This window comes from Luteimonas sp. Soil_C_16 (genome assembly GCF_057657295.1).
Genome location: NZ_JBDGIS010000004.1, coordinates 49,755 through 71,579, shown reverse-complemented (window position 1 = coordinate 71,579; position 21,825 = coordinate 49,755). Strand labels below are relative to the sequence as shown.

Sequence of the window (21,825 nt, the reverse complement as noted above, 5' to 3'; positions counted from 1 at the left end):
TCCACCACATTTCGAACGGACGACGATGCACGCAGACGACGCCGACACCGATGCGCCGCCGCAGATCTGGGTGGATGCCGACGCATGCCCTGTGGTGATCCGCGAGATCCTGTTCCGCGCCGCGCAGCGCGCGCAGGTCCACGTCACTTTCGTGGCCAACCAGTGGCTGCGCACGCCAGGATCGCGCTACCTCCGCGCGTTGCAGGTCTCCGGCGGTTACGACGTCGCCGACGACGCGATCGCCGATCGTGCGCGCCCGGGCGATCTCGTGGTCACCCAGGACATCCCGCTGGCCGCGCGCGTGCTCGCACGTGGCGCCGATGCGATCGATCCGCGCGGGCAACGCTTCACGCCCGACACCATCGCCGAGCGCCTGTCGATGCGGAATTTCATGGATGAACTGCGTGGCGCCGGCGTGCAGACCGGTGGCCCCGCTGCGCTGCACGTACGTGACCGGCAGACGTTCGCCAGCCGGCTGGACCAGTGGATCGCCGGGCGCAACGCGCGGCGCTGATGCACATCGACGCGCGCGTCGCTTCACTGCGCAGCGTCCGTGCGGTCCACAATAGCGGCATGTCACGTCCCCGATCCCCCACCGAACCGCAACGGATGCATCCGCGCAACCGCCACCAGGGTCGATACGACCTCAAGCGGCTGTCGCGGGTCACGCCTGCGCTGCAACCCTTTCTCGTGCGCACGTCTGCCGGCGACACCAGTGTGGACTTCTCCAATCCGCGCGCGGTGCGCTTCCTCAACCAGGCGTTGCTGAAGGCCGATTACGGCATCGCGCACTGGGACATTCCGGAAGCGTACCTGTGCCCGCCGGTGCCGGGTCGCGCGGACTACATCCATGGGCTCGCCGACCTGCTCGCTGGCGATCGCGACGGCGACATTCCACGCGGCGACGACGTGCGTCTGTTCGATCTCGGCACAGGCGCGAACGTGATCTATCCGCTGCTCGGACACACCGAATACGGCTGGCATTTCATCGGTTCGGACATCGACGAAACCGCGGTGCGCATCGCCGATTCCATCGTGCGCGGCAACCAGCTCGGCGGTGCGATCGAAGTCCGTGCACAGACGCTGCGCGGCCATCTGTTCCACGGGGTGTTGCGTCCGGGGGATCGATACGCCGCCACGCTGTGCAACCCGCCGTTCCACGCGTCGGCGGCCGAGGCCAACCGCAGCGGCCGCGACAAGCGCCGCAACCTGGCGGTGCGTTCCGACGGTCCGCCGCGGGCGTCGCGCAAGCTGCCGCTGAACTTCGGTGGCCGTGACGGCGAACTCTGGTGCCAGGGCGGCGAAGCGCGATTCGTGCGCAAGATGATCCGCGAGAGCGTGGATTTCGGTTCGCACGTGCTGTGGTTCAGCAGCCTGGTTTCGAAGTCGGCGCATCTGCCGGGCCTGCGCGCCGAGCTGCGCAAGGCCGGCGCAGTGGACGTGCGCGAGGTGGCGATGGCGCAGGGCAACAAGCAGAGCCGGTTCCTGGCGTGGACGTTCCAGGGAACCGACGCCCGCCGTGAATGGTGGCGTGCCCCGGCACATCCGACGCCAGGCCACGGCAAGCCCTGACATGCGTGCCGGGCGAGTCCCGGCGCGGCCCACGGCAGGCGCTGCCTAGGCTGGTCCTCCCGTTTCCGGAAGACCCGACCCATGGCCATCCGCCCGCGCTGGTACACGGTTCTGCTGGCAGCCGCTGCACTGGTGCCCGGCCACGGCCGCGCGCAGGACCAGACCGGCGAGCAGGGGCTGATGTGGCGGGCGGGCGATCCCTTCGTGTTCTGTCGGCACGGCATGCGGCACAGTCCGCGCGCCTGGTATCCCGTCGCCGACTACACGCGGTCGCTGCCTAGACCCTCGCCGGGTTACTGCCCCGTTCCGATCACCTGGTGCTACTACCAACGCGGCTGGACGATGGACGAGATCGCCGCCTACTTCACCTACCTGCGCATCTGCCCACAGGCCGAGCGTTCTGGCCGCTGGGACGGCGCCGGAGACGGCTCGCAGGCGCCGTTCTCGCACTGACGCTGTCCATCGATCGAGATGGGCAACGCGTTTCCCACTCACGCCGGATCGTGACCCCAGTTCATCAGCGAATGCCGCCACGGCGTGTCGCTGATGTCACCTTTCGGCCGCTGCGCCAGATGCCGATGCACGTAACCGACGACCTTGCGCATGTGCGCGAAATCGTCGGCGGTGTAGTCGTCCTGGCGTTTGCGCAGCAGCCGGACGATGTGCCGACCGGACGCGTGCCCCACCGATTCACCGCCATCCTCGCCCTTGTCGCCGACCGCGCGTGACGCATCGGTGTCGAGCCAGGCTTCGAGCCGGGCCGGCGCCATGTTCACCGCGTCACGGAAGGCGTCCAGCGTCTCGCGGTCCGCGTCCTTCATGCGCGTTTGCCTGCACGCTTCAGGGCGGCCGGCTTGTGCGCGGCCTTCGCGCCGGTCTTGTCGCTGACGACCAGATACTGCGGGTCCGCCTTCGAGGCCGAGACCTTGTGTCCCTTGATCGTCGTATCCGAGGTCAGCGTCTTCTCCACCTTGCCGCGCGTCTTGCCCTGCGGTGTCTGCCATTCGACCGCGGTGCCCTTCTTCAGTGTGCCGGTCATCGTCGGCGCCTCTCCGGATGCTGGGGCGCACAGCGTCCACGCCCCTGTGCGCGGCGGGAGTGAAGGTCGGGGATTCAGCGAACGGCTGCCGTGCGCACCGTGACCCCGCTGCTAGCATGTGCGCCGGTCCTGCCCCGGCGCCCACGCCCATGTGCCTGTCGCCCTGCCCCATCGCCATCCGCTCCTACGGTGCCGACAGCACCGTCGACCGCCACGACTTCGCCCAGCTGGTACTGCCGCTGACGGGCGAACTGGCGATGGACATCGCAGGCCGCGAGGCACGACTCGACCGCCACGCGGCTGCCTTCGTCGAAAGCGGCGCGCGCCATGACCAGGTCAGCCGCGTCGCCAACCGCTCGATCATTCTCGACCTGCACACCGGTGCGCTCGACGACGACGCGATGGCGCGACTGGCGCGGCGGCCCTACATCGCCCTGTCGCCCGATGCGATCAATCTGGTCGGTTACATGGGCCTGCAGGCGGCGCGCGGCGCGGTGCCCGAACACCGGATGCGGTTGTGGATGCCGCTGCTGGTCGATGCGCTGCTCGGCGACGATGCGCGGCCGGTCCCGCGGCTCGCGCGGCTGCAGGCCATCGTCGAGGCGGACCCCGGTCGCGCCTGGACGGTGGCGTCGATGGCCGGGCGGATCGGCGTCAGCGCGGGCCGGCTGCACGCGGTGTTCCAGCGGGAACTCGGACAGACGCCGCGGGCCTGGCTGGCCGGCGTGCGTCTGGCGCGTGCGCGTCACCTGCTCGCGCAGACCGCATTGCCGATCGCCGAACTCGCCGGCCTGTGCGGTTACGCCGACCAGAGCGCGCTGACCCGGGCGATGCGCCGCGCCACCGGCACGACTCCGGCGCAGTGGCGGCGCCAGGCGAGAGCCCGGGCCTGAAACACGAGAGCCCCGGTCAAGACGGCGCCCGGCGCGCGCCGTACGCTGCACCGGCATCGCGGAGACCGGCATGTCGGGCACACACAGCAACACCCTCGTTGGCATCGCCTGCGGCATCGGCGCGGGCGCGCTGTGGGGGCTGGTGTTTCTCGCGCCGGAACTGGCACGCGACTTCGCACCGCTGCAGCTGGCGATCGGGCGGTACGTGTTCTACGGCCTGTTCTCGGCGCTGCTGCTCGCGCCGATCTGGCGCGGCCTGCGCACGCGGCTGACGCGCCGCGACGGCTGGGCGCTTGTCTGGCTCGCATTGAGCGGCAATGTCGTCTACTACGTGCTGCTGGCGAGCGCGGTACAGCTGGGCGGCATCGCGATGACGTCGCTGGTGATCGGTTTCCTGCCGGTGGCGGTGACGATCATAGGCAGCCGCGACCGGGGCGCGGTGCCCCTGCGCCGGCTCGCACCCTCGCTTCTGCTGTGCGCGGCGGGCGCGGTGTGCATCGGCTGGCAGGCGCTGTCGATGCCTGCCGACGGCGATGTCGGCCGGCAACTGCTCGGCCTGCTGTGCGGCATCGGCGCGCTCGCTTCGTGGACCTGCTTCGCGGTGAGCAACAGCCGCTGGCTCGCGCGGCTGCCACAGGTATCGGTGCACGAATGGAACCTGCTCACCGGCATCGTCACCTGCGCGCTGACGCTGCTGCTGGTGCCGCTCGCGCTGCTGCTGCATCGCGACGCGCACGCACCGTCCGCATGGCTGCTGTTTCTCGGCGTGTCGGCCGGCGTCGCACTGTTCGCGTCGATGCTCGGCAATGCGCTGTGGAACCGCATGAGCCGGTTGCTGCCGCTGACCCTGGTGGGCCAGATGATCCTGTTCGAAACCTTGTTCGCGCTGGTCTACGCCTTCCTGTGGGAGGGGCGCCTGCCGACGCTGCTGGAAACGATCGCATTCGCGCTGGTCGTCGCCAGCGTCGCCAGTTGCCTCGCCGCGCACCGCAACCGCGCGGCGCCGATCGCCACCGGCAGCATCTGAGTGCACGCGACGACACCGGATTCACTGCCGCGCTGGCATTGATCCGGTTCGGTCCGCATCCGCGGACAGCGGATGGACACTCCCGATGGCACTGATCCACTCGATCCTGATGGGCGCCGTAGCCGGCATGCGTGCGATGACGCCGCTGGCCACGGTCGCCAACGCCGCCTGCAACGGCACCCTGCCCCGCGGCAACGGTGCGCCGCGTCTGTTGTCGAACCGGCTGGCCTCGACCGGCGCCAAGCTGCTCGCCGCCGGCGAACTCGCCGGCGACAAGATGGAACACGCGCCGGACCGCATCGTGCCGGCCGGCATGCTGGCACGCATCGTCACCGGCGCGATCGCCGGCATGGCGCTGGCCCCGCGTGAGCAGCGCCCGCTGGCGGCCGTGCTCGGCGCCGGCGCCGCGGTCGGCATGGCCTACATCACGTTCGATCTGCGCATCCGCGCGATGCGCAGGTTCGGACAGAAGACGACGGGCGCGGTAGAGGATGCGATCACCGTCGGCAGCGCCACGCTGATCGCCCGCAGCGCGGCGCCGAAGAAGCGCCGGGGTCTGCTGCGCCGCTGATCGATGCGAAGCGCGTGGCGACGCGCCTCCAGCGCACCGCGCGCGCCGTGATGCATCGCCGTGGGCAGCGCCAGGGGCGGTACGCACGCACGGGAACCGGCGCCGCGCAAGTCTCAACATCCGCGAACGGGCGCCCCTACAATGCGCGCCCCCCGGTCGTGGTCGTCCCGCATGCACATCGTCGTTCTCGAAGAACTCAAGGCCTACATCGATCCGTTGACCACCGACGAATACGAGGCGCTCGAGCGCAGCCTGCTCGCCGAAGGCTGCCGCGATGCGCTGGTGCTGTGGGGAGATGTGCTCGTCGACGGCCACAACCGCTACGGCATCTGCCAGAAGCACGACATCCCGTTCAACACGATCCAGAACACGCGCTTCCAGTCGATGGAGGACGTGCATCTGTGGATGATCGAACAGCATCTCGGCCGCCGCAGCGTGTCCGACTACCAGCGCGGCGTGCTGGCCTTGCGCAAGCGCGACATCGTCGCCGCGCGGCAGCAGGCGCAGCGCATCGCTGCGCTCGAAACCGCACCCGCCAAAGACGCGCCGGTCGAGGACACCGGGGACCGCCCGCCGTGGGACGACGCGCCCGCGCAGGTCAGCCGCGCCGAACTCGCGCGCGAAGCCAAGCTCAGCAGCAACCAGGTGGCGATGATCGAGCGCATCCACGCCCAGGCCACGCCCGAGCTGGTCGAAGCGCTCAAGTCCGGCGCGATCTCGATGAGCGCAGCCGCGGCCGTTGCCAGCCTGCCCGAAGACGAGCAGCGCAGCGCCGCCCAGGCCGGCAAGGCCGAACTCAAGCAGGCCGCCAAGCGCGCCCGCGATGCGAAGAAGCGCCCGAAGTCCGGCACCGCCGATGACGCGGCGGACGAAGGCGCCGCGCCCGCGCCGGATGCGAAAGCGCTGCAGCGACGCGTCGCCGAGCTGGAGCGCGAGAACGAGGATCTCCGCGGCCAGATCGAAACGCTGCAGAACCAGATCGTGCGACTGCGCGGCTGACCGCGCCGCACGGTCGCGCAGTGATGATCCGCAGTTCAACGCGCGGCGGGCCCGATTCCGATCCTGAATGGCGAAACTGGATGCGACCGCCTCCCGGATGAGACACTAGCCCGCTCAATCCAAGGGAGTTTCCGTGGCCAAGCCCAACTATTCGTTCGAAAAGCGTCAGCGCGAACTCGCCAAGAAGAAGAAGCAGGACGAGAAGGACGCGAAGAAGCGCGCCGAACGCGAGGCCGCCAAGGGCACCGCAGAGCCGGAACCCGAGTCCGGTTCCGAGCCGGCCTGATCGCAGCGCCGGGCGGCACGCGCCGCCCGGTACGGCCTGCGGACGACGCGATCTCGCCCGAGCGCCGCCGCACTCGCCCGCATTCGGGTTTCCACCGACAATGCGCGGCGAATCGCCGGGACCGCACCGGCCGACGGACCGTTTCGACACGCATGCGAACTTTCGTACTCCGGGCACGCGCCGCGCCCACCGACAGCCAGGCATTGCTGGCCGCCGTCGGCCAGGACGCGCACACCGAGATCCTCGCGCACACGCTGATGAACGCCATGTTCGTCGCGCAGTCGCACCGGCCCGACGTCACCGTCTATCTGGTGCTCGAAAGCACCCGGGATTTCTCCCGCACGATCCGCTTCGACGTCAACGCGATGCACGACATCGGCGGCTTCGACGAGCGCGCGTTGCTGGGCAAGATCGCCAGGGCGCTGGATGCTTCGCGCGGCATGGGCAAGGACGAGACGCGTCCGGTGGAACCGGGCGTCGAGGTCCGGACGACCAGCTTCGAGCGGCTGGTGCAGACGTTGTCCGAAGACCACCAGCTGTTCCTGATGGATCGCAAGGGCACGCCGATCCGTGAGCAGGTGTTCACGGACAATCCGTGTTTCCTGCTGACCGACCACATCCCGATGCCGAAGAAGACGATTCCCGGCCTCGAGCGCATGGGCGCGCGGAAGATCGCGCTCGGCCCGAAGATGCTGTTCGCCTCGCAATGCGTGGTGCTGATCCATTACGAGCTGGATCAGGCCTGACGCCCCTATAGGCAGCGGGCACTGCCGGCGCCCTCGGGGCGTGGCCGCTCTCCCACGCGGGACAAGGCATGATGACCGCGTCCACGGAGATACCCGATGCCAGGTTACGCCTCGGCTCTCGCACTGCTCGCCTGTCTGTGCGCGATCGCGCCAGCCATCGCGGGCGCACCCTGCTACCTCGACGGCGGCATCCACCCCACCCAGCCTCGCATCGCGGCCGCAATGGCCGAGGGCGGCATCGTCGGTGCAGGCGCCGCGGTGATCCTCGATGGCCAGCTCGTCTGGCGAACCGGCTTCGGATACGCAGACCGTGAATCCGGTCGACCATTCCGGTTCGACACCGTGATGAACATCGGTTCGATCAGCAAGACGATCACGGGCGCGGCGATGATGCGCGCGGTCGAACAGGGACGTCTGTCGCTGGATGCCGACATCGATACGGTGTTGCCGTTCGCCGTAAACAATCCGCATCGCCCCGGCGCGCCGATCACGCTGCGCCAGCTCGCCACGCATACCTCCGGACTGACCGACCGCTGGCCTGTCTACGCCGCGACCTACCACTTCGGTCGCGATGCGCCGCAGTCGCTCGGCGATTTCCTCGTCGGATATCTGGTGCCCGGCGGCGCCGACTATGCGCCGGAGAATTTCCTCGATGTCGCGCCCGGCACGCATCGCGACTACTCCAACATCGGCGCGGGGCTGGCGGGCTACGCGATCGAGCGCGCGACCGGCCAGACGCTCGATGCCTATACCCGGGCGCAGTTTTTCGAGCCGCTGGATATGCGCGACACCCGCTGGCACCTTGCCGATGGCGCATCGGCGCAGGACGCCACGCTCTACGTGTCGCAGGATGGCATCGCGATCCCGATCCAGCCCTACGCGCTCACCACTTGGCCTGATGGCGGGCTGCGCACCTCGGTCAACGACCTTGGGAAATTATTCGCCGCATTGCTGTCAGGCGGTGAGTGGAACGGCGCGCGCGTGCTGCAACGCGCGTCGGTCGACGAGATGCTGCGCCTGCAGTTCACCGCCGACACCGCGCCCGACAACATGAATGTTGCGGAGAAGAATTCCGGGCTGTTCTGGCAGACCATGTTCAACACGCGCTACGTGGGGCACGGCGGCAGCGATCCGGGCGTCAAGACCGAGATGCTGGCCACGCCTGACCGCCGTCTGGGCGTGATCGTGTTCACCAAAACCTCGGGCGAGGGCACGGTCAAGGCCCACAACGAGATCCTGCAGGCCGTGTTCGCGCACGCCGAACTGATGCGCGACTTCACGTCGACGAACTGCAAGACGCAGCTGATCGATTGAGCGTCGCGCGGCCGCCGCTCAGCCGCCGCGCACCCGCATCGTCAGACCCTTGAGGAAATTGCGCAGCAGCTGATCGCCGCAGGGACGGAAGTTGCGGTGTCCGGCCTGGCGGAACAGGGCCGACATCTCGGGCTTCGAGATCGGAAAACCCGCGTCGGCGAAGATCTGGTGCATGTCGACGTCGGTCAGCTCGAACGCGACGCGCAGCTTCTTCAGTACCACGTTGTTGCTGATGCGCGACTCGACCGGGCGCGCGGCCTGGCGCTCGTCGCGGCCGCGGCGGTGCACGATCAGGCCGTCGAGCACGTGCGCGAGCACGCTGTCGCTGCAGGCCACGTAGCCGGGCTCGTCTTCCTTCAACAGCAGCGGACGCACGTCGTCCTTGTCGAGGGCGAAGTCGGGATCCACCAGCTTGGCGAGATCGACGACCTTCTGGTCGCTCAGGTCGAGCATGTAACGGATGCTGCGCAGGACGTCGTTGGTGATCATCGATCCAACAGGGCGGTTCGGAAGAGGCGCAATTCTACCGCTCCCGACCGGTGCGCCCCGGATGCACACGCGATCCTGCACGCGGCGCTTCAGGACACGACGGTGGGCGCACGTCCGACCACCGCCGTCCTCCAGTGCTTCAACGCACGCGATCGAACCGGAACGTGCGCATCACCGCCTTGCCGTCGGCGCCGAAATGCACCGCGGTTTCGATCATCTGGTCGCCGTCCGGCGTGACCGCATAGATCCGCGTCGAGGCCGGCACGCCCTGCTTCGCCAGCGCCATCGTCAGCACGTCGCCGGTGGGACGCTTGACCGCGATCGCATCGGCTTCCAGCGTGTCGCCCTCGATCGGCACCGTGCTGCCATCAAGCGGCACGGTCGCCGTGGAGATGCGCGCTGCGCCTTCGGCCGGCACGATCTCGACCCGGATCGTCAACGCGCCCGCCGCGGCCTCGTCGAGCGCCACCGTCACCCGCTGCGGCCGTGCCTCGGGCGGCATCGGCAATTGCGTCACGTCGACCGACCACAGGCCGAGCAGCCGCGCGCCGTCGTCTGCCTGCGCCCATGCCGGGATCGCCAGCGCGATCACCGCCGCCATCCTTACACCCGCCATCGTCCGTCGCATCGCCAGGCACTCCGGTTCGAAAAGGTCAGAACGACGCGGACCGCGCCGCAGCCGGTCCGCCTTCGTTGCATCATCCATCCAATTGCCACGCCAGCGGTACCGCGTCCGCCGAACGCGCCGACCTGCCCCGCTCGCTACACTGCCCGCCCCGATCACGGCGCTACCCGATGTCCGCCCCCGTCCGACTGGCCAAACGCGTCTCCGAACTCGCCCGCTGCTCGCGCAGTGAAGCCGAGCAGTACATCGAGGGCGGCTGGGTGTCGGTCGATGGCCGCGTCGTGGACATGCCGCAGCACATGGTGACCACCGAGGCCGTGGAACTCGACGCCGCCGCGCGCCTCGCGGTCGCCGAGCCGGCGACGATCCTGTTCCACAAGCCGGCCGGTCTCGATGCATTCGCCACATCCGACGCCGCACTGGCCTACGTCGATGCGAGCACGCGCTGGAGCGAAGACCCCACCGAGGTACGCCTGCTGCAGCGGCACTTCCATCGACTGACGCCGCTCGCGCCGCTGGAAGCTGACGCCAGTGGGCTGATGGTGCTGAGCCAGGACGGCCGCGTGTGGCGGCGGCTGACCGAAGACCTCGACGGCATCGAGCAGGAGTTCGTCGTCGAAGTCACCGGCGAAATGCCGTTCTACGGCATGCAGCGGCTCAAGCACGGCCTGCAGTACGACGGCCACACGCTGCCGCCGTGCAAGGTCAGCTGGCAGAACGAGGTGCGCCTGCGCTTCGCGATCAAGGGCGTGCGGCCGGGCCAGCTGCGCGACATGTGCGCGCAGGTCGGGCTCGGCGTGGTGTGGATCCGGCGCCTGCGGATCGGCCGCGTGTCGCTGGCGAAGATGCCGGTCGGCGCATGGCGCTACATGCCGGTGGAAGACCGCTTCTGATCGCAGCGCGTCGTCGCGCGTGTCCGGCCAAGCCGCGCCTGCGACGCCCCCGCGATTCGGCCTGGCGCGTGCGCCCGAGCGGCACGCCATCCCGTTCCGTCTGCGACCGCAGGCACGCGCGCGACAGGCGCCTGAATGCAGGCGCAGTCCCGCCTGCGACGCTTCACCCGCGCAGCCCCGGCTGCCGGTATCGTCGGATCTCCCACGTCGACCGAAGCGCCGCCATGTCCCATCAGCACAAGAGTTCTCTGCGGCAGGCCAATGCGGCGATCGCGCGCGGCGACATCGACGGATTCCTGGCGTATTGCACCGACGACATCCAGTGGACGACGGTCGGAGAGTCCACGCTCGACGGCAAGGAGGCGGTGCGCGCGTGGATGACGGACGCCTACGTCGAGCCGCCGGTGTTCACCGTCGATCACCTCATCGCGGAAGAAGACTTCGTGATCGCGCTGGGCAGCATCACCGTCAGAACGGCGGACGGCACCGAGACGCGTCACGCCTACTCGGATGCATGGCGGTTCCACGACGGCAAGATGGCGGAGCTGCGTGCGTTCGTGATCTGAAGGTCCTGGATGTCCGCGACGCATTCGCGGATGCAGACGACATGCAGAACGCCGCCGGAGATGGAGATCGCCATCACCGGCGGCGTTTTCGCATGCGTGGGAACAGGCCGTCAGTCGTCGACCGTGCAGCCCAGCGACACGCGTGCGTGCGGATAGCCGGTGTCCGGATCGACCCAGACCTCGAGCACCGTGATGTCCTGGTCGGAACGGCCCCAGCTGCGGTAGCACTGCTCGTCGGCGTCACGCCAGGCGTTGTCGATCGCCTCTTCGCTGCTGCGGCCGTACGACTCGCCGATCACATCGAAGTGATGGCGCGCTGCGGATGCGGTCGTGCTGGCAGCCACCGTGGTCAGCAGCAATACGCCGGACAAGGCCCACTTCTTCATCGGAAACTCCACGCGTCGGGAAGGAACCCGGACCTTTCCATTCCGATGCGACCGTGGTGTTAATCATCGGTAAGACACGCGCGTTCAAACGCGACGCGATGTTCGTTCCGTGACCGGGACCGCTTTGTGACGTCCCGGTGTCGCCGTCGCGTCGCGCCTCAGCCCGCCGCAGGCGCCTTCGGCGGTGTCCGCCGGCGCGCCGCGGGTTTCTTCGGTGCGGGCGTCTCGTCCGCGTCGGCTTCCACGTCGCCGTCTTCGTCCTTCGCCGCTGCCATGGCCTCGGGTTCGAGTTCCTCGACGCTGCGGTTGAGGCGCAGGAACACGCCCCAGCCGACGAGCAGCAGGGCCGCGGTCGCGCCGATCGCCGCGGCGTACGGCAATTGTTCCGGCGCTTCGTGCAGCAGGCGGAACACGGCGACCAGGGTTTCGATCGACAGCGCCACCACCAGCACCACCATGAAGCGCGACAGGAACCGGCGCACGCGCGTCGGCCCGCTGATCTTGACCTCCCGCCGCACCTCTTCCTCGAAGACCGTCTGCGCCAGTTCGAACGCGACCAGCGCGATGGTCACGATGCCGATCGCGTCGAGCACGGAGTCGAATCGTCCACGCAGATCCATCGACTGCGACGGCACCAGCGCCTGCCACATCTCGATCGCTGCCAGCCCGACCAGCGCGGCGCCGGCGAACAGGAACAAGGCGATCACGGCGAGATAGCCGGCGGCGAAAAGGCGTTCGATGAGGCGCGTCATGGGCGGCGACTCTCGCTGTTCGTGACCGCGGGCCGCGTGAAGATCATGCGCGACATTCCGGTCGATGTCGGCGCACCGCCGATGCGGCGATGCGGCTCAACCGGAAGGCGTCGCATCCTGCGTTCGCTGCGGTGTGTCGACGAGCTTGTCGACCGGGTAATCCATCGCGCGCGCTCGGTCGATGAGCCGGTTGCGGATCTCCGGATCGAGCTGCGGCTCGCGCGACAGGATCCACAGATAGTCCTTGCCCGGCGAACCGACCATTGCCCAGCGGTACTCCGCTTCGTCGAGGGCGATCACCCAGTAATCGCCCCACACCATCGGCAGCCACGACAGCCACTGCGGCGCGAACCGCACTTCCAGTGTCGAGGTCTTCCCGTCGACCACGCGCGCGACGCCGCGTGCTTCGTTGAAGCTGCCGTCCTTCGTGCGGCAGCGGTTCAATACGCCGACCGTGCCATCCGCGTTGACGGTGTACCGGGCGGTCGTGTCGGCGATGCATTTGCGCTGGAAGAACATCGGCAAGTGCGCCTGCTCGTACCAGGTACCGGCGTAACGCGCGAGATCGACGGCGGCGACGGGTGTGTTCGGCTCGGGCGGCGGGCGCGCCGCGTCGGCGGCGGCAGGTGCGGACAGGCCCGCGGCAATCAGCAGGGGAACAATCGGCAGACGCATGGAGCCACTCCGGATGCAAAGCGCGATTCTCCGATTGCGTGGCGTGCGGGCGACGTGAGGCGCTGCGATCCAACGCGCCCTTTCCTGAACAGGGCGCGCGCGATTGGGAACGAGTTGCTAAATGACATCCATTCGCATCTAATGCACGCGCAGTTTCATTGACGCCCGCGGAATGGGCGCGGTGCCGGACCTTAGGCGCGCCGACGCGCTGCCGCCGAGGTCCGACGCCGGGATCTCCGGTTGGATTCCGCCGGACTGCCCGTCCGGACCGTGAGCCGCGCCCCGAAAGGAATCGCGCCACGTCCGTTTCATCCGTCCGTTTTCGAAGGCCCAGATTTCCATGCTCCGTTCGCATGCCGTCGCGTCGCGTTTCCGCTCCGCCCGCAAGACCTCCCCGCTCGCCTGCGGCATCGCGCTCGCGCTGTGTTCGGCCGCCGCATTCGCCGAACCGCAAAGCGCCGCCGCGACCGCATCCGGTGCGAGCGCGACCGATCTCGACGCGATCCTGGTCGTCGCCCAGCGCGCGGGCCGCGTCAGCAACGGTGCGACCAACCTCGATCTGGACATCAAGGACACGCCGCAGTCGATCAGCGTCGTCAGCAGCGAACAGATGCAGCGCTTCGGCGCCGACAGCCTCAACGAGGCGCTGCGCCTGGCGACCGGCATCCAGGTGGAGGAGTGGGAAACCAACCGCAGCAATTACACCGCGCGCGGCTTCGACATCGCCAACACCCAGATCGACGGCGTCGGCCTGCCCAACGGCTGGGGCATCGTCACCGGCGCGATGGACACCTTCGGTTACGAGAAGCTCGAAGTGATCCGCGGTGCCAACGGTCTGCTAACCGGCGTGGGCAATGCCGCGGGCACGATCAACTACGTGCGCAAGCGCCCGACCAACCAGGCTGAGGGCTCGGCGGGCATCAGCTACGGCTCCTGGGGCACGACGCGCGGCGAGGTGGACTACTCCACGCCGTTCACCGACGACGGCACCTGGGCCGGCCGCATCGTCGCCGCGCACGAGGAAGGCGATTCTTGGCTCCGCGGCAAGGACGACCGTCGCGACTTCGTCTACGGCGTCGTCGACGGCCAGATCGGCGAGAACGGCACGCTGACGCTCGGCTACTCGTGGCAGGACGCGCGCACCAACGGCAACATGTGGGGCGCGCTCGGTTTCATGTACAGCGACGGCACCCAGGCGCGCTGGGATCGCGGCGCGTCGACCACGCAGGACTGGACCTACTGGGACACCACCAGCCAGACCGCGTTCGCCGAGTACGTGCACCAGCTCGGCGCCGACTGGCAGCTCAAGCTCGCCTACAACCACCGCGACGTGCGCAACGACGACCGCCTGTTCTACGCGACCGACCTCAACGGCACCGGTCTCGAACCGGGCACCAACCTCGGCCTGTACGGCTATCCGTGGGGCGGCGAGGACGAGCTGAAAGCCGATCTGGTCTCGGCCACGCTCAACGGCCATTTCCAGATGTGGGGCCGCGACCAGGAAGTCATGCTCGGCGTCGGCTGGTCGCAGAGCGAGAACATCAACTCGCAGTTCGCCGGTGCACTGTGCAGTGGCGCGCCCTGCGGCTACATCGAAATGCCCGGTTTCCCGTGGGCGGGCAACGTGGTGCCCGAACCGCTGTGGGGCGAGAGCTCGGTCTACAGCACGCTCGACGAACGCCTCAAGCGCGCCTACGGCGCCACGCGTCTGTCGTTCACCGATCGCCTCAAGGCCGTCGTCGGGTTCAACTACGCCGAGTACCACCGCGACGGCGCGAACTACGGCGTCGCGTTCGACCAGACCGAAAGCGAGACCAGCCCCTACGCCGGCCTGACCTACGATTTCAGCCCGAACGTGCTGGGTTACGTCAGCTACTCCGACATCTACCAGCCGCAGAGCCAGTCGGATGCCGACGGCGGCTATCTCGATCCGACCAAGGGCGCGAACTACGAAGTGGGCGTCAAGGCCGACTGGCTCGACAAGCGCCTGCTGACCACGCTGGCGGTATTCCGCGCCGAGCAGAGCGGCCTCGCCACCGGCGCCGGCTACAACGACCAGGGCCAGTTCTATTACGAAGGCGTGGACGTCGAATCGAAGGGCGTGGAGCTCGAAGCCACCGGCCGCCTGAGCGAACACGTGGATCTGGTCGCCGGTTACACCGCGCTCAAGCTCACCGGCGCCGATGGCGACGATACCTACCGCTGGGTGCCGCGCCGCACCGCCAACCTCGTGCTGAGCGCGCGCGTGCCCAGCTACACCGCGCTGTCGTTCGGCATCGGCGGGCGCTGGCAGAGCGCGATCTCGAACGTCGAAAGCAACGGCTTCACCGTGCGCCAGGACAGCTACGCGGTGTTCAACGGCTTCGTCGGTTGGGATTTCCAGCCCAACGCCACGCTGCGTCTCAACGTCAACAACGTCGTCGACGAGACCTACATCAACACGCTGCGCTACAGCGGCTACTACGGCGCACCGCGCAACTACACGCTGAGCCTGAACTACCGCTTCTGATCAGGATGTGCTGATCCACGCGCCCCGCTCCCCCGACACCGCAGCCGCCATGTCCAACGCCGCCATGCTTTCGTCCCCCGCCCCGCGCCTGCGTCTCGCCGCGCGCATCGGCGCCGCCGTGTTCGGCGGCTACGCGTTCACCTGGGGCTTCATCGCCGCGGGCGCCGCGCTGATGTTCAAGGCGGGCGTGGATTTCCACGACGCGGAGTTCCTGGCGAGCGCGCTCGGCCTGCTGGTGTTCCTGACGGTGTTCCTGTGGACGTTCGCCACGCGCCGGCTCGTGCTGGCGTGGGGCGTATTGGCCGGTGGTGGCGCACTGCTGGCGGGCGTCGCCTCGCTGGTCCAGGCGAGCATCGTCTGATGGCCGCCCAGGGCATGGTGACGCAGAGCTTCCGCCAGGCGATGGCGTGGCTGCACACGTGGTTCGGCCTGGTGCTTGGCTTCGTGCTGATGGCCGCGTTCTTCTTCGGCGCGCTGTCGGTGTTCGATCGCGAGATCGACCGCTGGGCGATTCCGTCGACGCGCTTCGAACCGCAGCCGATGCCGTCCTTCGAGCAGATCCTGCGACCGGCGTTCGAACGCATGCAGCCCACGCAGCCGGCAATCGATGCGATGCGCCCGCGCGTCGACGGGCCGATGCCCGAGCACTTCGACACCGTCGCCAACTGGAGCGCCTACACCACGCATCGCGATCCGGTGCTGGCGCTGTTCGCCGGTTTCCAGGTGCCGGGCGCGAAGGATCCCGACGAGGCGATCTTCGCCCTCGGCACGATCGATCCGCGCGACGGCACCGCGCTGCCCGACGACCGGCTCAAGATCGGCAGCGGCTTCTTCTACCCGATGCACTACAGCCTGACGCTGGACTGGAAGAATCTCGGGTTCTGGGTCGTCGGTTTCTCGGCGCTGGTGATGCTAGCCGCGCTGGTCAGCGGCGTGGTGATGCACCGCAAGTTCTTCCGCGAACTCTTCACCTTCCGGCCCGGCAAGGGCGGTCTGCGCAGCGTGCTGGACCTGCACAACCTCACCGGCGTGGTCGCATTGCCGTTCCACTTCTTCTTCGCGTTCACCGGTCTGGTGATCTTCTCGGCGACGTATTTCTTCCCGGTCGGCCACACCCAGCTGCACGACCTGCACGATCTGCATGCCGCGACCGAAGCGAGCGAACTCGGCCTGCCGCACCAGCGCGCCGGTGTGCCCGCGGGCCTGGCGAACGTGGACGCGATGGTCGCCGAGGCGCAGCGCCGCTGGGCGGCGCGCGACATGGCCGGCGATGTGGGCTTTCTCGTGCTGCAACACGTCGGCGATGCCAACGGCTACGTCAGCGTGTACCGCGCGGGCACCGATCGCATCGCGCTGGTCGGCCAGGGCATCCACTTCAAGGCGTCCACCGGCGAACTGATCCGAGAGGATCCCGTGGCCACGCCGGTCGGCAAGGTCGCCGAATTCTTGACCGGTCTGCATCTGCAGCATTTCCGCCACTGGCTGCTGCGCTGGCTGTACGTGCTCGGCGGTCTGCTGGGCGCGGTATGCATCGCCACCGGCTTCGTGTTCTTCGTCGAGAAGCGCAAGCGCCAGCATGCGAAACAGGCCAGCCAGGGCGCGCGCATCGTCGACGCGCTGGCAGTGACGATGATCACCGGCATGGTCGCGGCGACGCTCGGCATTCTCGTCGCCAACCGCCTGCTGCCGGACGATCTGCCGGCGCGCGGCGACTTCGAGCGCTACGCGTTCTGGGGCACCTGGGCACTGGCCCTGCTCCATGCGGGTCTGCGCAGCGCGCCGGTCGCGCGTGGTCTGGCGAACCCGGCCTGGCGCGAACAGTGCGGTGCGATCGTCGTGCTGGCACTCGCGGCCGTCGGCCTGAACTGGATCACCACCGGCGACCATCTGCTGCGCACGCTCGGCGCCGGTTACTGGCCCGTGGCGGGCCTCGATCTCGCGCTGCTGGCGACCGCCGCCATTGCCGGCGTTACCGGCCTGCACCTGCGCCGTCGCGCCGCCGCAACCGCAGACGTCGAAGACCCGCGCCGGGAGGCCGCCCATGCATGAGGCCTCGCACGCAGCCTGGCTGCTGGGCGCGGCCCTGCTCGCCAGCCTCGTCGGCATGGCCTGGCTGGCGCTGGCAATGCCGGCGCACGGCCAGCAGGTCTGGGGCGCGCCGGTCCCGCCTGTACATACGCGCGTGCTGCGGGTGCTGGGCGCGGTCGCCCTCGCCGCGTCGCTGGCGCTGTGCCTGGCGAGCGATCACGCCTCGATGGCCGCACTGGTCTGGGTGATGTCCCTAGCCGGCGGCGCATTCGCGACCGCGATGGCGCTCGCCTGGCGCGCGCGCTGGCTGGCGTTGCTGGCGCCATGGATCGGCATCGCCAATACCGCCGCAACGCGCTGAGCCCGCGCACGCCGGCTTAACCGGTCCGGTGGCCTGCTGGATGCACCGTCCACGAGGGTCCCGGCCATGATTCCGAAGAACACGATCTGCCTGTGGTTTGACGGCACCGCGCTCGACGCGGCGACGTTCTACGCGGAGACGTTTCCCGACAGCGCAGTCAAGGCGGTGCATCACGCGCCGGGCGATTATCCCGACGGCAAGGCCGGCGTGCCGATCACGGTCGAATTCACCGTGTTCGGCATCCCCTGCCTCGGGCTCAACGGCGGCCCGCATTTTCCGCAGACCGAAGCGTTCTCGTTCCAGATCGCCACCGACGACCAGGCGGAAACCGATCGTCTGTGGAACGCGATCGTCGACAACGGCGGCGCGGAAAGCGAGTGCGGCTGGTGCAAGGACAAGTGGGGCGTGAACTGGCAGATCACCCCGCGCGTGCTCACCGAGGCCTACACGAGTCCCGACCGCGCAGCGGCCAGTCGCGCCTTCGACGCGATGATGACGATGAGGAAGATCGACGTCGCCGCGATCGAAGCGGCGGTCCGCGGCTGACGCGGACCATCGATCGATCGGCGCGCGTTGCGCTTTCCACGCAACGCGCGCGACCGAAGTCTCAGGGCGACGTCGCCTGCGCCCAGCCCCAGGCGAACGCATCGGCGAGTTCCGCCACCTGGCTGTCCTGCGACGAACCGATACCATGGCCCTGCGCAGTGTCGACGCGCAACAGGATGTCGCGCCGGTCGCCGAACTTCGCGCTCGCACGCGCGGCGAACTTCGCCGCCATCCACGGCACCACGCGGGTGTCGTTCATGCCGACGGTGATCAGCGTGTCGGGCAGATCGCGCGCGTCCTCGAGCATCACGTAGGCGTCCTGCGCGAGCAGCGCCTCGAATCCGGCCTGCGTGCGCGGGTCGCCCATCTCGGCGAACTGGTTCGGCCCGTTCGGCGCGGCTTCGAGACGGCTCGCATTGAGCACGGCGACGCGCGGCATCAGGCCGGCGAACAGTTCGGGATGTTTCATCGCGGTCGCCGGCGCCAGCAGACCGCCGGCACTGGTGCCCATGACCAGCGTGGTCGCCGGCGACGCGACGCCCATGGCCTGCGCCTGCTGCGCGCACGCGGCCAGATCGTCATGCGCGTTCGGTTTGTGCGCCTCGCGTCCGGCGTCATGCCAGGCGCGGCCGCGCTCGCCACCGCCGCGCGTGCCGCAGAATACGAAGGCGCCGCCACGCTCGACCCAGGGCGCCAGCAGCGGCGAACTCAGCGGCGACGTGGTCAGCACGCCGTAGCTGCCGTAGCCCTCGACGAACGTCGGCACCGGCGCATCCGCCGCGCCCGGTTTGCGCAGCACGACTATGGGCACCCGCGTGCCGTCGCGACTCACTGCTTCCGCACGCGTCGCGACGAAGGCCTGCGTCGGCGCCCAGGTCGCCGAATCCAGACCGAGTGCGTCGATGCGTCCACCGGTCGCGCGGAATGCGCGCGTGGTCGTGGTCCAGCCGCGCAGGCCGAACACCATCGATCCGCCGTCGCCATCGGCCGAGGCGTCCAGCAGCTCGCTTTCGAACGGCAAGGCGACCGCCTGCGGTGTGCCGTCGCCGCCTGCGAGATACAGCACCTGCGAGACGCCGTCGCGCGTGCCCATCACGTAGAGACCGTCGCGCGTGGCGACCAGATCCGACAGGATCAGATCGCCTGCGGGCATCACGGTCTCGATCGTGCCGATCGCATCGCCGGTCACCTCGCGGCGGTAGAGCGCACCGTTGGACGCCTCGCGGGTGCTGACGAAGTAGTAGTCGGTCTCGCCGACAAGCGCATCGGTGGCGAGCTGGTCGCTGTAGTCCGCCAATGGCCGCCACGTCGGCGTGCCCGCGCGCAGTGCGGCCAGCGAGGTCACCAGCACGCGCGCATCGGCACGGGCGCCGAAGCCGTAGCCGAACACCAGATCGCCATGGCCCGGCCCGATGATCACCGGGAACTCTTCCGGCGCGAACGTCGGCCCGCCTTCGAGGCGATTGCCGAGGCCGACGCGCTCCACCGCGCCCTGCGGCGTCAGCGCGACTACCATCGCCTGCGTGTCCAGCAGCGGATCGACGCCGCTGTCGGGCGCGTGCGTCATGCGCGTGTAGGCGACGAGATCCGGCGCGAGCCAGAACAGTTCGAAGTCGCCGAAGGTCATGCCGTCGAGGCGGTAGCGCTCGCGTCCGTCGGCGACATCGAGAATCGCGAAGCGCCCCAGTTCACCGCCGCCCTCGCCCACCATCACCGCCACCAGGGTGCCGTCGGGCGACGGCGCGTAACTGGCGATCGCCTGCGTCGCGCCTGCGCGGGTCGCGGTATCGAGCAGCACGCGCTCGCCGGCGCCATCGCGCACGACCAGCTTGGGCACGGCCGCGCCCGGATCACGCTGCAGGAAGAACAGGTGACCACTGGCGGATTTCGTGTCGCCGTAGGACACGCCCGCGCGCGTCGCAGCCCGCAGCATGGTTTCGAACGCCGCGCGCTCGGGCAGCGCATCGAGCCGCGCACGCGTCGCCGCGCCAGCTTCGGTCATCCACGCCTGCAGCTTTGCCGCCTGCGCCGGATCTTCCATCCAGCGATAGGGATCGTCGATGTCATGTCCGAAGCGGTCTTCGACGAATCCTTCGGTCGGCGCCGGCGGCAAGGGCGCGGCGTGGGCGATGGCGGCGCCCAGCAACAGCGGCAGGATCGAATAGGCAGCGTTCACGCGTTGGACTCCTGCAGCGCCGCGGTGGCGTGCTCGACAGGAGGCAAACGCGATGCGCACCACGCACCGGACACCGGCGGCGGGCGCGCGCGGGCGGGTGGCGGCAACAACCGCGCACGTCATGACGACCAGCACTAGCAACCCCTTACGGTCGCGACGCTATGATCCGCCGACATGGCGGGCACCCTGCCCGGCCACGAACTGAAGGGAATTGCCATGGGTCTCGTACAGGCGGTGTCGGGTGCGGTCAGCGGCGTACTGGCCGACCAGTGGAAGGACTTCCTGACGGTGCCGACCGGTCTGCCGTCGACGGCGGCGCTGTTCGCGGCTGTGCCGCAGGGCACGAATGCCGGACGCGGGTCCAACACGCGCGGTTCGTCGAACATCATCAGCAACGGCTCGAAGATCGTCGTGCCCGAAGGCTATGGTCTGCTGCTGTTCCAGGACGGCGCGATCACCGGCTTCGTCGCCGAGCCGGGCGGTTACGAGTGGCGCTCGGAAGACATCAATTCGCAGTCGATCTTCGCCGGCGACGGCATCGTCAGCCCACTGATCAAGCAGAGCTGGGAACGCTTCAAGTTCGGCGGCCAGCCCGGCGGCCAGCAAGCGGCCTTCTTCGTCTCGCTGAAGGAGTTGCCGGACAACCGCTTCGGCACGCAGTCGGAGATCTACTGGGACGACGGCTTCCTCGGCACGCAGGTCGGCGCGCTGACGCGCGGTTCCTACACGCTGAAGATCGTCGACCCGATCCTGTTCGTGAAGAACTTCGTGCCGGCGAGCTATCTCGCGCCGGGCCAGGTGTTCGACTTCACCGACATCGACAACGCCGCCGCCAGCCAGCTGTTCAACGAAGTCGTGAGCTCGCTCGCACCGGCCTTCAGTCTGTACACGAACGATCCCGGCAAGGGCAATCGCATCACCAAGCTGCAGCAGGATTCGCTGGGCTTCGCGCAGAGCCTCTCCGCTGCCGTCGAGCAGGGCTACCAGTGGAAGTCCGACCGGGGCCTGGCCATCGTCAAGACCGCCATCGTCTCGATCGAGTACGACGCGAACACCCGCGAACTGCTCAAGACCGTGCAGCGCGCCGACGCCCTTGCCGGCTCGCGCGGCAATTCCAACCTGCAGGCGAGTGTCGCCCAGGGCATGCAGTCTGCCGGCGAGCACAGCGGCGCAGCGGGCCTCGTGGGCTTGGGCATGGCGTCCGGCATGGCCGGCGGCATCGGCAGCCTGCAGCAGCCGGCCACACCGGCCGCACCCGCGGCCGACGATCCGGTGGCCAAGCTCAAGAAGGCCAAGGAGATGCTGGACCTCGGCCTGATCACCCAGGACGACTACGACGCGCTCAAGGCCAAGGCGCTGGGCCTGTAAGCCG

At 68.8% G+C, this 21,825-nt stretch carries 26 protein-coding genes; 18 read left to right on the top strand and 8 right to left on the bottom strand.

Annotated features, from left to right (window positions below; translation table 11 throughout):
- The first annotated feature begins 25 nt into the window (after nt 1–25).
- The 3 genes from AC3A5T_RS08970 (at nt 26) to AC3A5T_RS08960 (ending at nt 2,025) form a co-directional block, all read left to right on the top strand.
- Nucleotides 26–514, top strand: a complete 489-nt coding sequence (locus tag AC3A5T_RS08970; protein ID WP_487628269.1) for a YaiI/YqxD family protein — start codon at nt 26–28, stop codon at nt 512–514.
- 95 nt (nt 515–609) lie between these two features.
- On the top strand, nt 610–1,572 hold the full coding sequence (gene rlmF, locus AC3A5T_RS08965; protein WP_487628268.1) for a 23S rRNA (adenine(1618)-N(6))-methyltransferase RlmF: 963 nt from the start codon (nt 610–612) through the stop codon (nt 1,570–1,572).
- A gap of 81 nt (nt 1,573–1,653) precedes the next feature.
- Nucleotides 1,654–2,025: a hypothetical protein gene (locus AC3A5T_RS08960; RefSeq protein ID WP_487628267.1), complete on the top strand. Its 372-nt coding sequence runs from the start codon at nt 1,654–1,656 to the stop codon at nt 2,023–2,025.
- A 38-nt stretch (nt 2,026–2,063) separates the two neighbouring features.
- Here the strand turns inward: AC3A5T_RS08960 and AC3A5T_RS08955 are convergent, their stop codons facing one another.
- Nucleotides 2,064–2,393: a DUF3140 domain-containing protein gene (locus AC3A5T_RS08955; RefSeq protein WP_487628266.1), complete on the bottom strand. Its 330-nt coding sequence runs from the start codon at nt 2,391–2,393 to the stop codon at nt 2,064–2,066.
- Nucleotides 2,390–2,611, bottom strand: a complete 222-nt coding sequence (locus AC3A5T_RS08950) for a hypervirulence associated TUDOR domain-containing protein (protein ID WP_487628265.1) — start codon at nt 2,609–2,611, stop codon at nt 2,390–2,392. The genes AC3A5T_RS08955 and AC3A5T_RS08950 overlap by 4 nt, the downstream gene beginning before the upstream one ends.
- A 149-nt stretch (nt 2,612–2,760) precedes the next feature.
- Here AC3A5T_RS08950 and AC3A5T_RS08945 point away from each other — a divergent pair, with 149 nt between their 5' ends.
- The 7 genes from AC3A5T_RS08945 (at nt 2,761) to AC3A5T_RS08915 (ending at nt 8,447) form a co-directional block, all read left to right on the top strand.
- A complete protein-coding gene (locus tag AC3A5T_RS08945) occupies nt 2,761–3,504 on the top strand; it encodes a helix-turn-helix domain-containing protein (protein ID WP_487628264.1) in 744 nt (247 codons plus the stop codon).
- A 70-nt stretch (nt 3,505–3,574) separates the two neighbouring features.
- Nucleotides 3,575–4,531, top strand: a complete 957-nt coding sequence (locus AC3A5T_RS08940; RefSeq protein WP_487628263.1) for a DMT family transporter — start codon at nt 3,575–3,577, stop codon at nt 4,529–4,531.
- A gap of 85 nt (nt 4,532–4,616) precedes the next feature.
- A complete protein-coding gene (locus AC3A5T_RS08935; protein ID WP_332077137.1) occupies nt 4,617–5,102 on the top strand; it encodes a DUF4126 family protein in 486 nt (161 codons plus the stop codon).
- Nucleotides 5,103–5,273: 171 nt separating this feature from the next.
- A complete protein-coding gene (locus tag AC3A5T_RS08930) occupies nt 5,274–6,101 on the top strand; it encodes a ParB N-terminal domain-containing protein (protein WP_487628262.1) in 828 nt (275 codons plus the stop codon).
- A gap of 133 nt (nt 6,102–6,234) precedes the next feature.
- Complete coding sequence (locus AC3A5T_RS08925; RefSeq protein ID WP_487628261.1) at nt 6,235–6,387, top strand: hypothetical protein; 153 nt, start codon at nt 6,235–6,237, stop codon at nt 6,385–6,387.
- Nucleotides 6,388–6,539: 152 nt separating this feature from the next.
- On the top strand, nt 6,540–7,133 hold the full coding sequence (trmY, locus tag AC3A5T_RS08920) for a tRNA (pseudouridine(54)-N(1))-methyltransferase TrmY (RefSeq protein WP_487628260.1): 594 nt from the start codon (nt 6,540–6,542) through the stop codon (nt 7,131–7,133).
- Nucleotides 7,134–7,229: 96 nt separating this feature from the next.
- Nucleotides 7,230–8,447 carry a serine hydrolase domain-containing protein gene (locus AC3A5T_RS08915; protein WP_487628259.1) on the top strand — a complete coding sequence of 406 codons (1,218 nt, stop codon included), beginning with the start codon at nt 7,230–7,232 and terminating at the stop codon, nt 8,445–8,447.
- 18 nt (nt 8,448–8,465) lie between these two features.
- Here AC3A5T_RS08915 and AC3A5T_RS08910 read toward each other — a convergent pair whose 3' ends face one another.
- Entirely contained in the window at nt 8,466–8,936 is a 471-nt protein-coding gene (locus AC3A5T_RS08910) for a YehS family protein (RefSeq protein WP_232135638.1), read from the bottom strand.
- Nucleotides 8,937–9,075: 139 nt separating this feature from the next.
- Nucleotides 9,076–9,564, bottom strand: a complete 489-nt coding sequence (locus AC3A5T_RS08905) for a hypothetical protein (RefSeq protein WP_487628258.1) — start codon at nt 9,562–9,564, stop codon at nt 9,076–9,078.
- Nucleotides 9,565–9,731: 167 nt separating this feature from the next.
- Between AC3A5T_RS08905 and AC3A5T_RS08900 the strand changes: the two genes are divergently transcribed.
- Both AC3A5T_RS08900 and AC3A5T_RS08895 read left to right on the top strand, forming a co-directional pair.
- Nucleotides 9,732–10,454 carry an rRNA pseudouridine synthase gene (locus AC3A5T_RS08900; protein ID WP_487628257.1) on the top strand — a complete coding sequence of 241 codons (723 nt, stop codon included), beginning with the start codon at nt 9,732–9,734 and terminating at the stop codon, nt 10,452–10,454.
- 224 nt (nt 10,455–10,678) lie between these two features.
- On the top strand, nt 10,679–11,020 hold the full coding sequence (locus AC3A5T_RS08895) for a nuclear transport factor 2 family protein (protein WP_332077129.1): 342 nt from the start codon (nt 10,679–10,681) through the stop codon (nt 11,018–11,020).
- Between the two features lie 110 nt (nt 11,021–11,130).
- Here AC3A5T_RS08895 and AC3A5T_RS08890 read toward each other — a convergent pair whose 3' ends face one another.
- The 3 genes from AC3A5T_RS08890 to AC3A5T_RS08880 form a co-directional block, all read right to left on the bottom strand.
- Nucleotides 11,131–11,406 carry a hypothetical protein gene (locus tag AC3A5T_RS08890; RefSeq protein ID WP_487628256.1) on the bottom strand — a complete coding sequence of 92 codons (276 nt, stop codon included), beginning with the start codon at nt 11,404–11,406 and terminating at the stop codon, nt 11,131–11,133.
- Nucleotides 11,407–11,564: 158 nt separating this feature from the next.
- Nucleotides 11,565–12,158, bottom strand: coding sequence for a hypothetical protein (locus AC3A5T_RS08885; RefSeq protein WP_332077127.1), 594 nt, complete (start codon nt 12,156–12,158; stop codon nt 11,565–11,567).
- 96 nt (nt 12,159–12,254) lie between these two features.
- Complete coding sequence (locus AC3A5T_RS08880; protein ID WP_487628255.1) at nt 12,255–12,833, bottom strand: lipocalin family protein; 579 nt, start codon at nt 12,831–12,833, stop codon at nt 12,255–12,257.
- Between the two features lie 340 nt (nt 12,834–13,173).
- Here AC3A5T_RS08880 and AC3A5T_RS08875 point away from each other — a divergent pair, with 340 nt between their 5' ends.
- The 5 genes from AC3A5T_RS08875 to AC3A5T_RS08855 all read left to right on the top strand — a co-directional run bounded on the left by AC3A5T_RS08875 (nt 13,174) and on the right by AC3A5T_RS08855 (nt 18,277).
- Entirely contained in the window at nt 13,174–15,342 is a 2,169-nt protein-coding gene (locus tag AC3A5T_RS08875; RefSeq protein ID WP_487628254.1) for a TonB-dependent siderophore receptor, read from the top strand.
- A 49-nt stretch (nt 15,343–15,391) separates the two neighbouring features.
- Nucleotides 15,392–15,703, top strand: coding sequence for an iron uptake protein (locus tag AC3A5T_RS08870; RefSeq protein WP_487628253.1), 312 nt, complete (start codon nt 15,392–15,394; stop codon nt 15,701–15,703).
- Nucleotides 15,703–17,391: a PepSY-associated TM helix domain-containing protein gene (locus AC3A5T_RS08865; RefSeq protein WP_487628252.1), complete on the top strand. Its 1,689-nt coding sequence runs from the start codon at nt 15,703–15,705 to the stop codon at nt 17,389–17,391. The genes AC3A5T_RS08870 and AC3A5T_RS08865 overlap by 1 nt, the downstream gene beginning before the upstream one ends.
- A complete protein-coding gene (locus AC3A5T_RS08860; RefSeq protein ID WP_487628251.1) occupies nt 17,384–17,731 on the top strand; it encodes a DUF3325 domain-containing protein in 348 nt (115 codons plus the stop codon). The genes AC3A5T_RS08865 and AC3A5T_RS08860 overlap by 8 nt, the downstream gene beginning before the upstream one ends.
- A gap of 66 nt (nt 17,732–17,797) precedes the next feature.
- Nucleotides 17,798–18,277 (top strand): VOC family protein, encoded by a 480-nt coding sequence (locus AC3A5T_RS08855; RefSeq protein WP_487628250.1) that lies wholly within the window; start codon nt 17,798–17,800, stop codon nt 18,275–18,277.
- 61 nt (nt 18,278–18,338) lie between these two features.
- On the opposite strand, the gene AC3A5T_RS08850 is transcribed toward AC3A5T_RS08855, so the two are convergent.
- Nucleotides 18,339–20,453 carry a prolyl oligopeptidase family serine peptidase gene (locus tag AC3A5T_RS08850; protein WP_487628249.1) on the bottom strand — a complete coding sequence of 705 codons (2,115 nt, stop codon included), beginning with the start codon at nt 20,451–20,453 and terminating at the stop codon, nt 18,339–18,341.
- Nucleotides 20,454–20,669: 216 nt separating this feature from the next.
- On the opposite strand from AC3A5T_RS08850, the gene AC3A5T_RS08845 reads away from it, so the two are divergent.
- Complete coding sequence (locus AC3A5T_RS08845) at nt 20,670–21,821, top strand: SPFH domain-containing protein (RefSeq protein WP_487628248.1); 1,152 nt, start codon at nt 20,670–20,672, stop codon at nt 21,819–21,821.
- Nucleotides 21,822–21,825 lie beyond the last annotated feature (4 nt).

Bases quoted from the DNA above. Each gene is read 5' to 3' on its own strand.
- AC3A5T_RS08900 (WP_487628257.1), top strand. From the start codon at position 9,732: ATGTCCGCCCCCGTCCGACTGGCCAAACGCGTCTCCGAACTCGCCCGC.
- AC3A5T_RS08895 (WP_332077129.1), top strand. From the start codon at position 10,679: ATGTCCCATCAGCACAAGAGTTCTCTGCGGCAGGCCAATGCGGCGATC.
- AC3A5T_RS08875 (WP_487628254.1), top strand. From the start codon at position 13,174: ATGCTCCGTTCGCATGCCGTCGCGTCGCGTTTCCGCTCCGCCCGCAAG.
- AC3A5T_RS08845 (WP_487628248.1), top strand. From the start codon at position 20,670: ATGGGTCTCGTACAGGCGGTGTCGGGTGCGGTCAGCGGCGTACTGGCC.
- AC3A5T_RS08880 (WP_487628255.1), bottom strand. From the start codon at position 12,833: ATGCGTCTGCCGATTGTTCCCCTGCTGATTGCCGCGGGCCTGTCCGCA.
- AC3A5T_RS08860 (WP_487628251.1), top strand. From the start codon at position 17,384: ATGCATGAGGCCTCGCACGCAGCCTGGCTGCTGGGCGCGGCCCTGCTC.
- AC3A5T_RS08870 (WP_487628253.1), top strand. From the start codon at position 15,392: ATGTCCAACGCCGCCATGCTTTCGTCCCCCGCCCCGCGCCTGCGTCTC.
- rlmF (WP_487628268.1), top strand. From the start codon at position 610: ATGCATCCGCGCAACCGCCACCAGGGTCGATACGACCTCAAGCGGCTG.
- AC3A5T_RS08890 (WP_487628256.1), bottom strand. From the start codon at position 11,406: ATGAAGAAGTGGGCCTTGTCCGGCGTATTGCTGCTGACCACGGTGGCT.
- AC3A5T_RS08855 (WP_487628250.1), top strand. From the start codon at position 17,798: ATGATTCCGAAGAACACGATCTGCCTGTGGTTTGACGGCACCGCGCTC.
- AC3A5T_RS08950 (WP_487628265.1), bottom strand. From the start codon at position 2,611: ATGACCGGCACACTGAAGAAGGGCACCGCGGTCGAATGGCAGACACCG.
- AC3A5T_RS08935 (WP_332077137.1), top strand. From the start codon at position 4,617: ATGGCACTGATCCACTCGATCCTGATGGGCGCCGTAGCCGGCATGCGT.
- AC3A5T_RS08945 (WP_487628264.1), top strand. From the start codon at position 2,761: ATGTGCCTGTCGCCCTGCCCCATCGCCATCCGCTCCTACGGTGCCGAC.
- AC3A5T_RS08930 (WP_487628262.1), top strand. From the start codon at position 5,274: ATGCACATCGTCGTTCTCGAAGAACTCAAGGCCTACATCGATCCGTTG.
- AC3A5T_RS08905 (WP_487628258.1), bottom strand. From the start codon at position 9,564: ATGCGACGGACGATGGCGGGTGTAAGGATGGCGGCGGTGATCGCGCTG.
- AC3A5T_RS08885 (WP_332077127.1), bottom strand. From the start codon at position 12,158: ATGACGCGCCTCATCGAACGCCTTTTCGCCGCCGGCTATCTCGCCGTG.
- AC3A5T_RS08960 (WP_487628267.1), top strand. From the start codon at position 1,654: ATGGCCATCCGCCCGCGCTGGTACACGGTTCTGCTGGCAGCCGCTGCA.
- AC3A5T_RS08940 (WP_487628263.1), top strand. From the start codon at position 3,575: ATGTCGGGCACACACAGCAACACCCTCGTTGGCATCGCCTGCGGCATC.
- AC3A5T_RS08915 (WP_487628259.1), top strand. From the start codon at position 7,230: ATGCCAGGTTACGCCTCGGCTCTCGCACTGCTCGCCTGTCTGTGCGCG.
- AC3A5T_RS08970 (WP_487628269.1), top strand. From the start codon at position 26: ATGCACGCAGACGACGCCGACACCGATGCGCCGCCGCAGATCTGGGTG.
- AC3A5T_RS08865 (WP_487628252.1), top strand. From the start codon at position 15,703: ATGGCCGCCCAGGGCATGGTGACGCAGAGCTTCCGCCAGGCGATGGCG.
- AC3A5T_RS08955 (WP_487628266.1), bottom strand. From the start codon at position 2,393: ATGAAGGACGCGGACCGCGAGACGCTGGACGCCTTCCGTGACGCGGTG.
- trmY (WP_487628260.1), top strand. From the start codon at position 6,540: ATGCGAACTTTCGTACTCCGGGCACGCGCCGCGCCCACCGACAGCCAG.
- AC3A5T_RS08910 (WP_232135638.1), bottom strand. From the start codon at position 8,936: ATGATCACCAACGACGTCCTGCGCAGCATCCGTTACATGCTCGACCTG.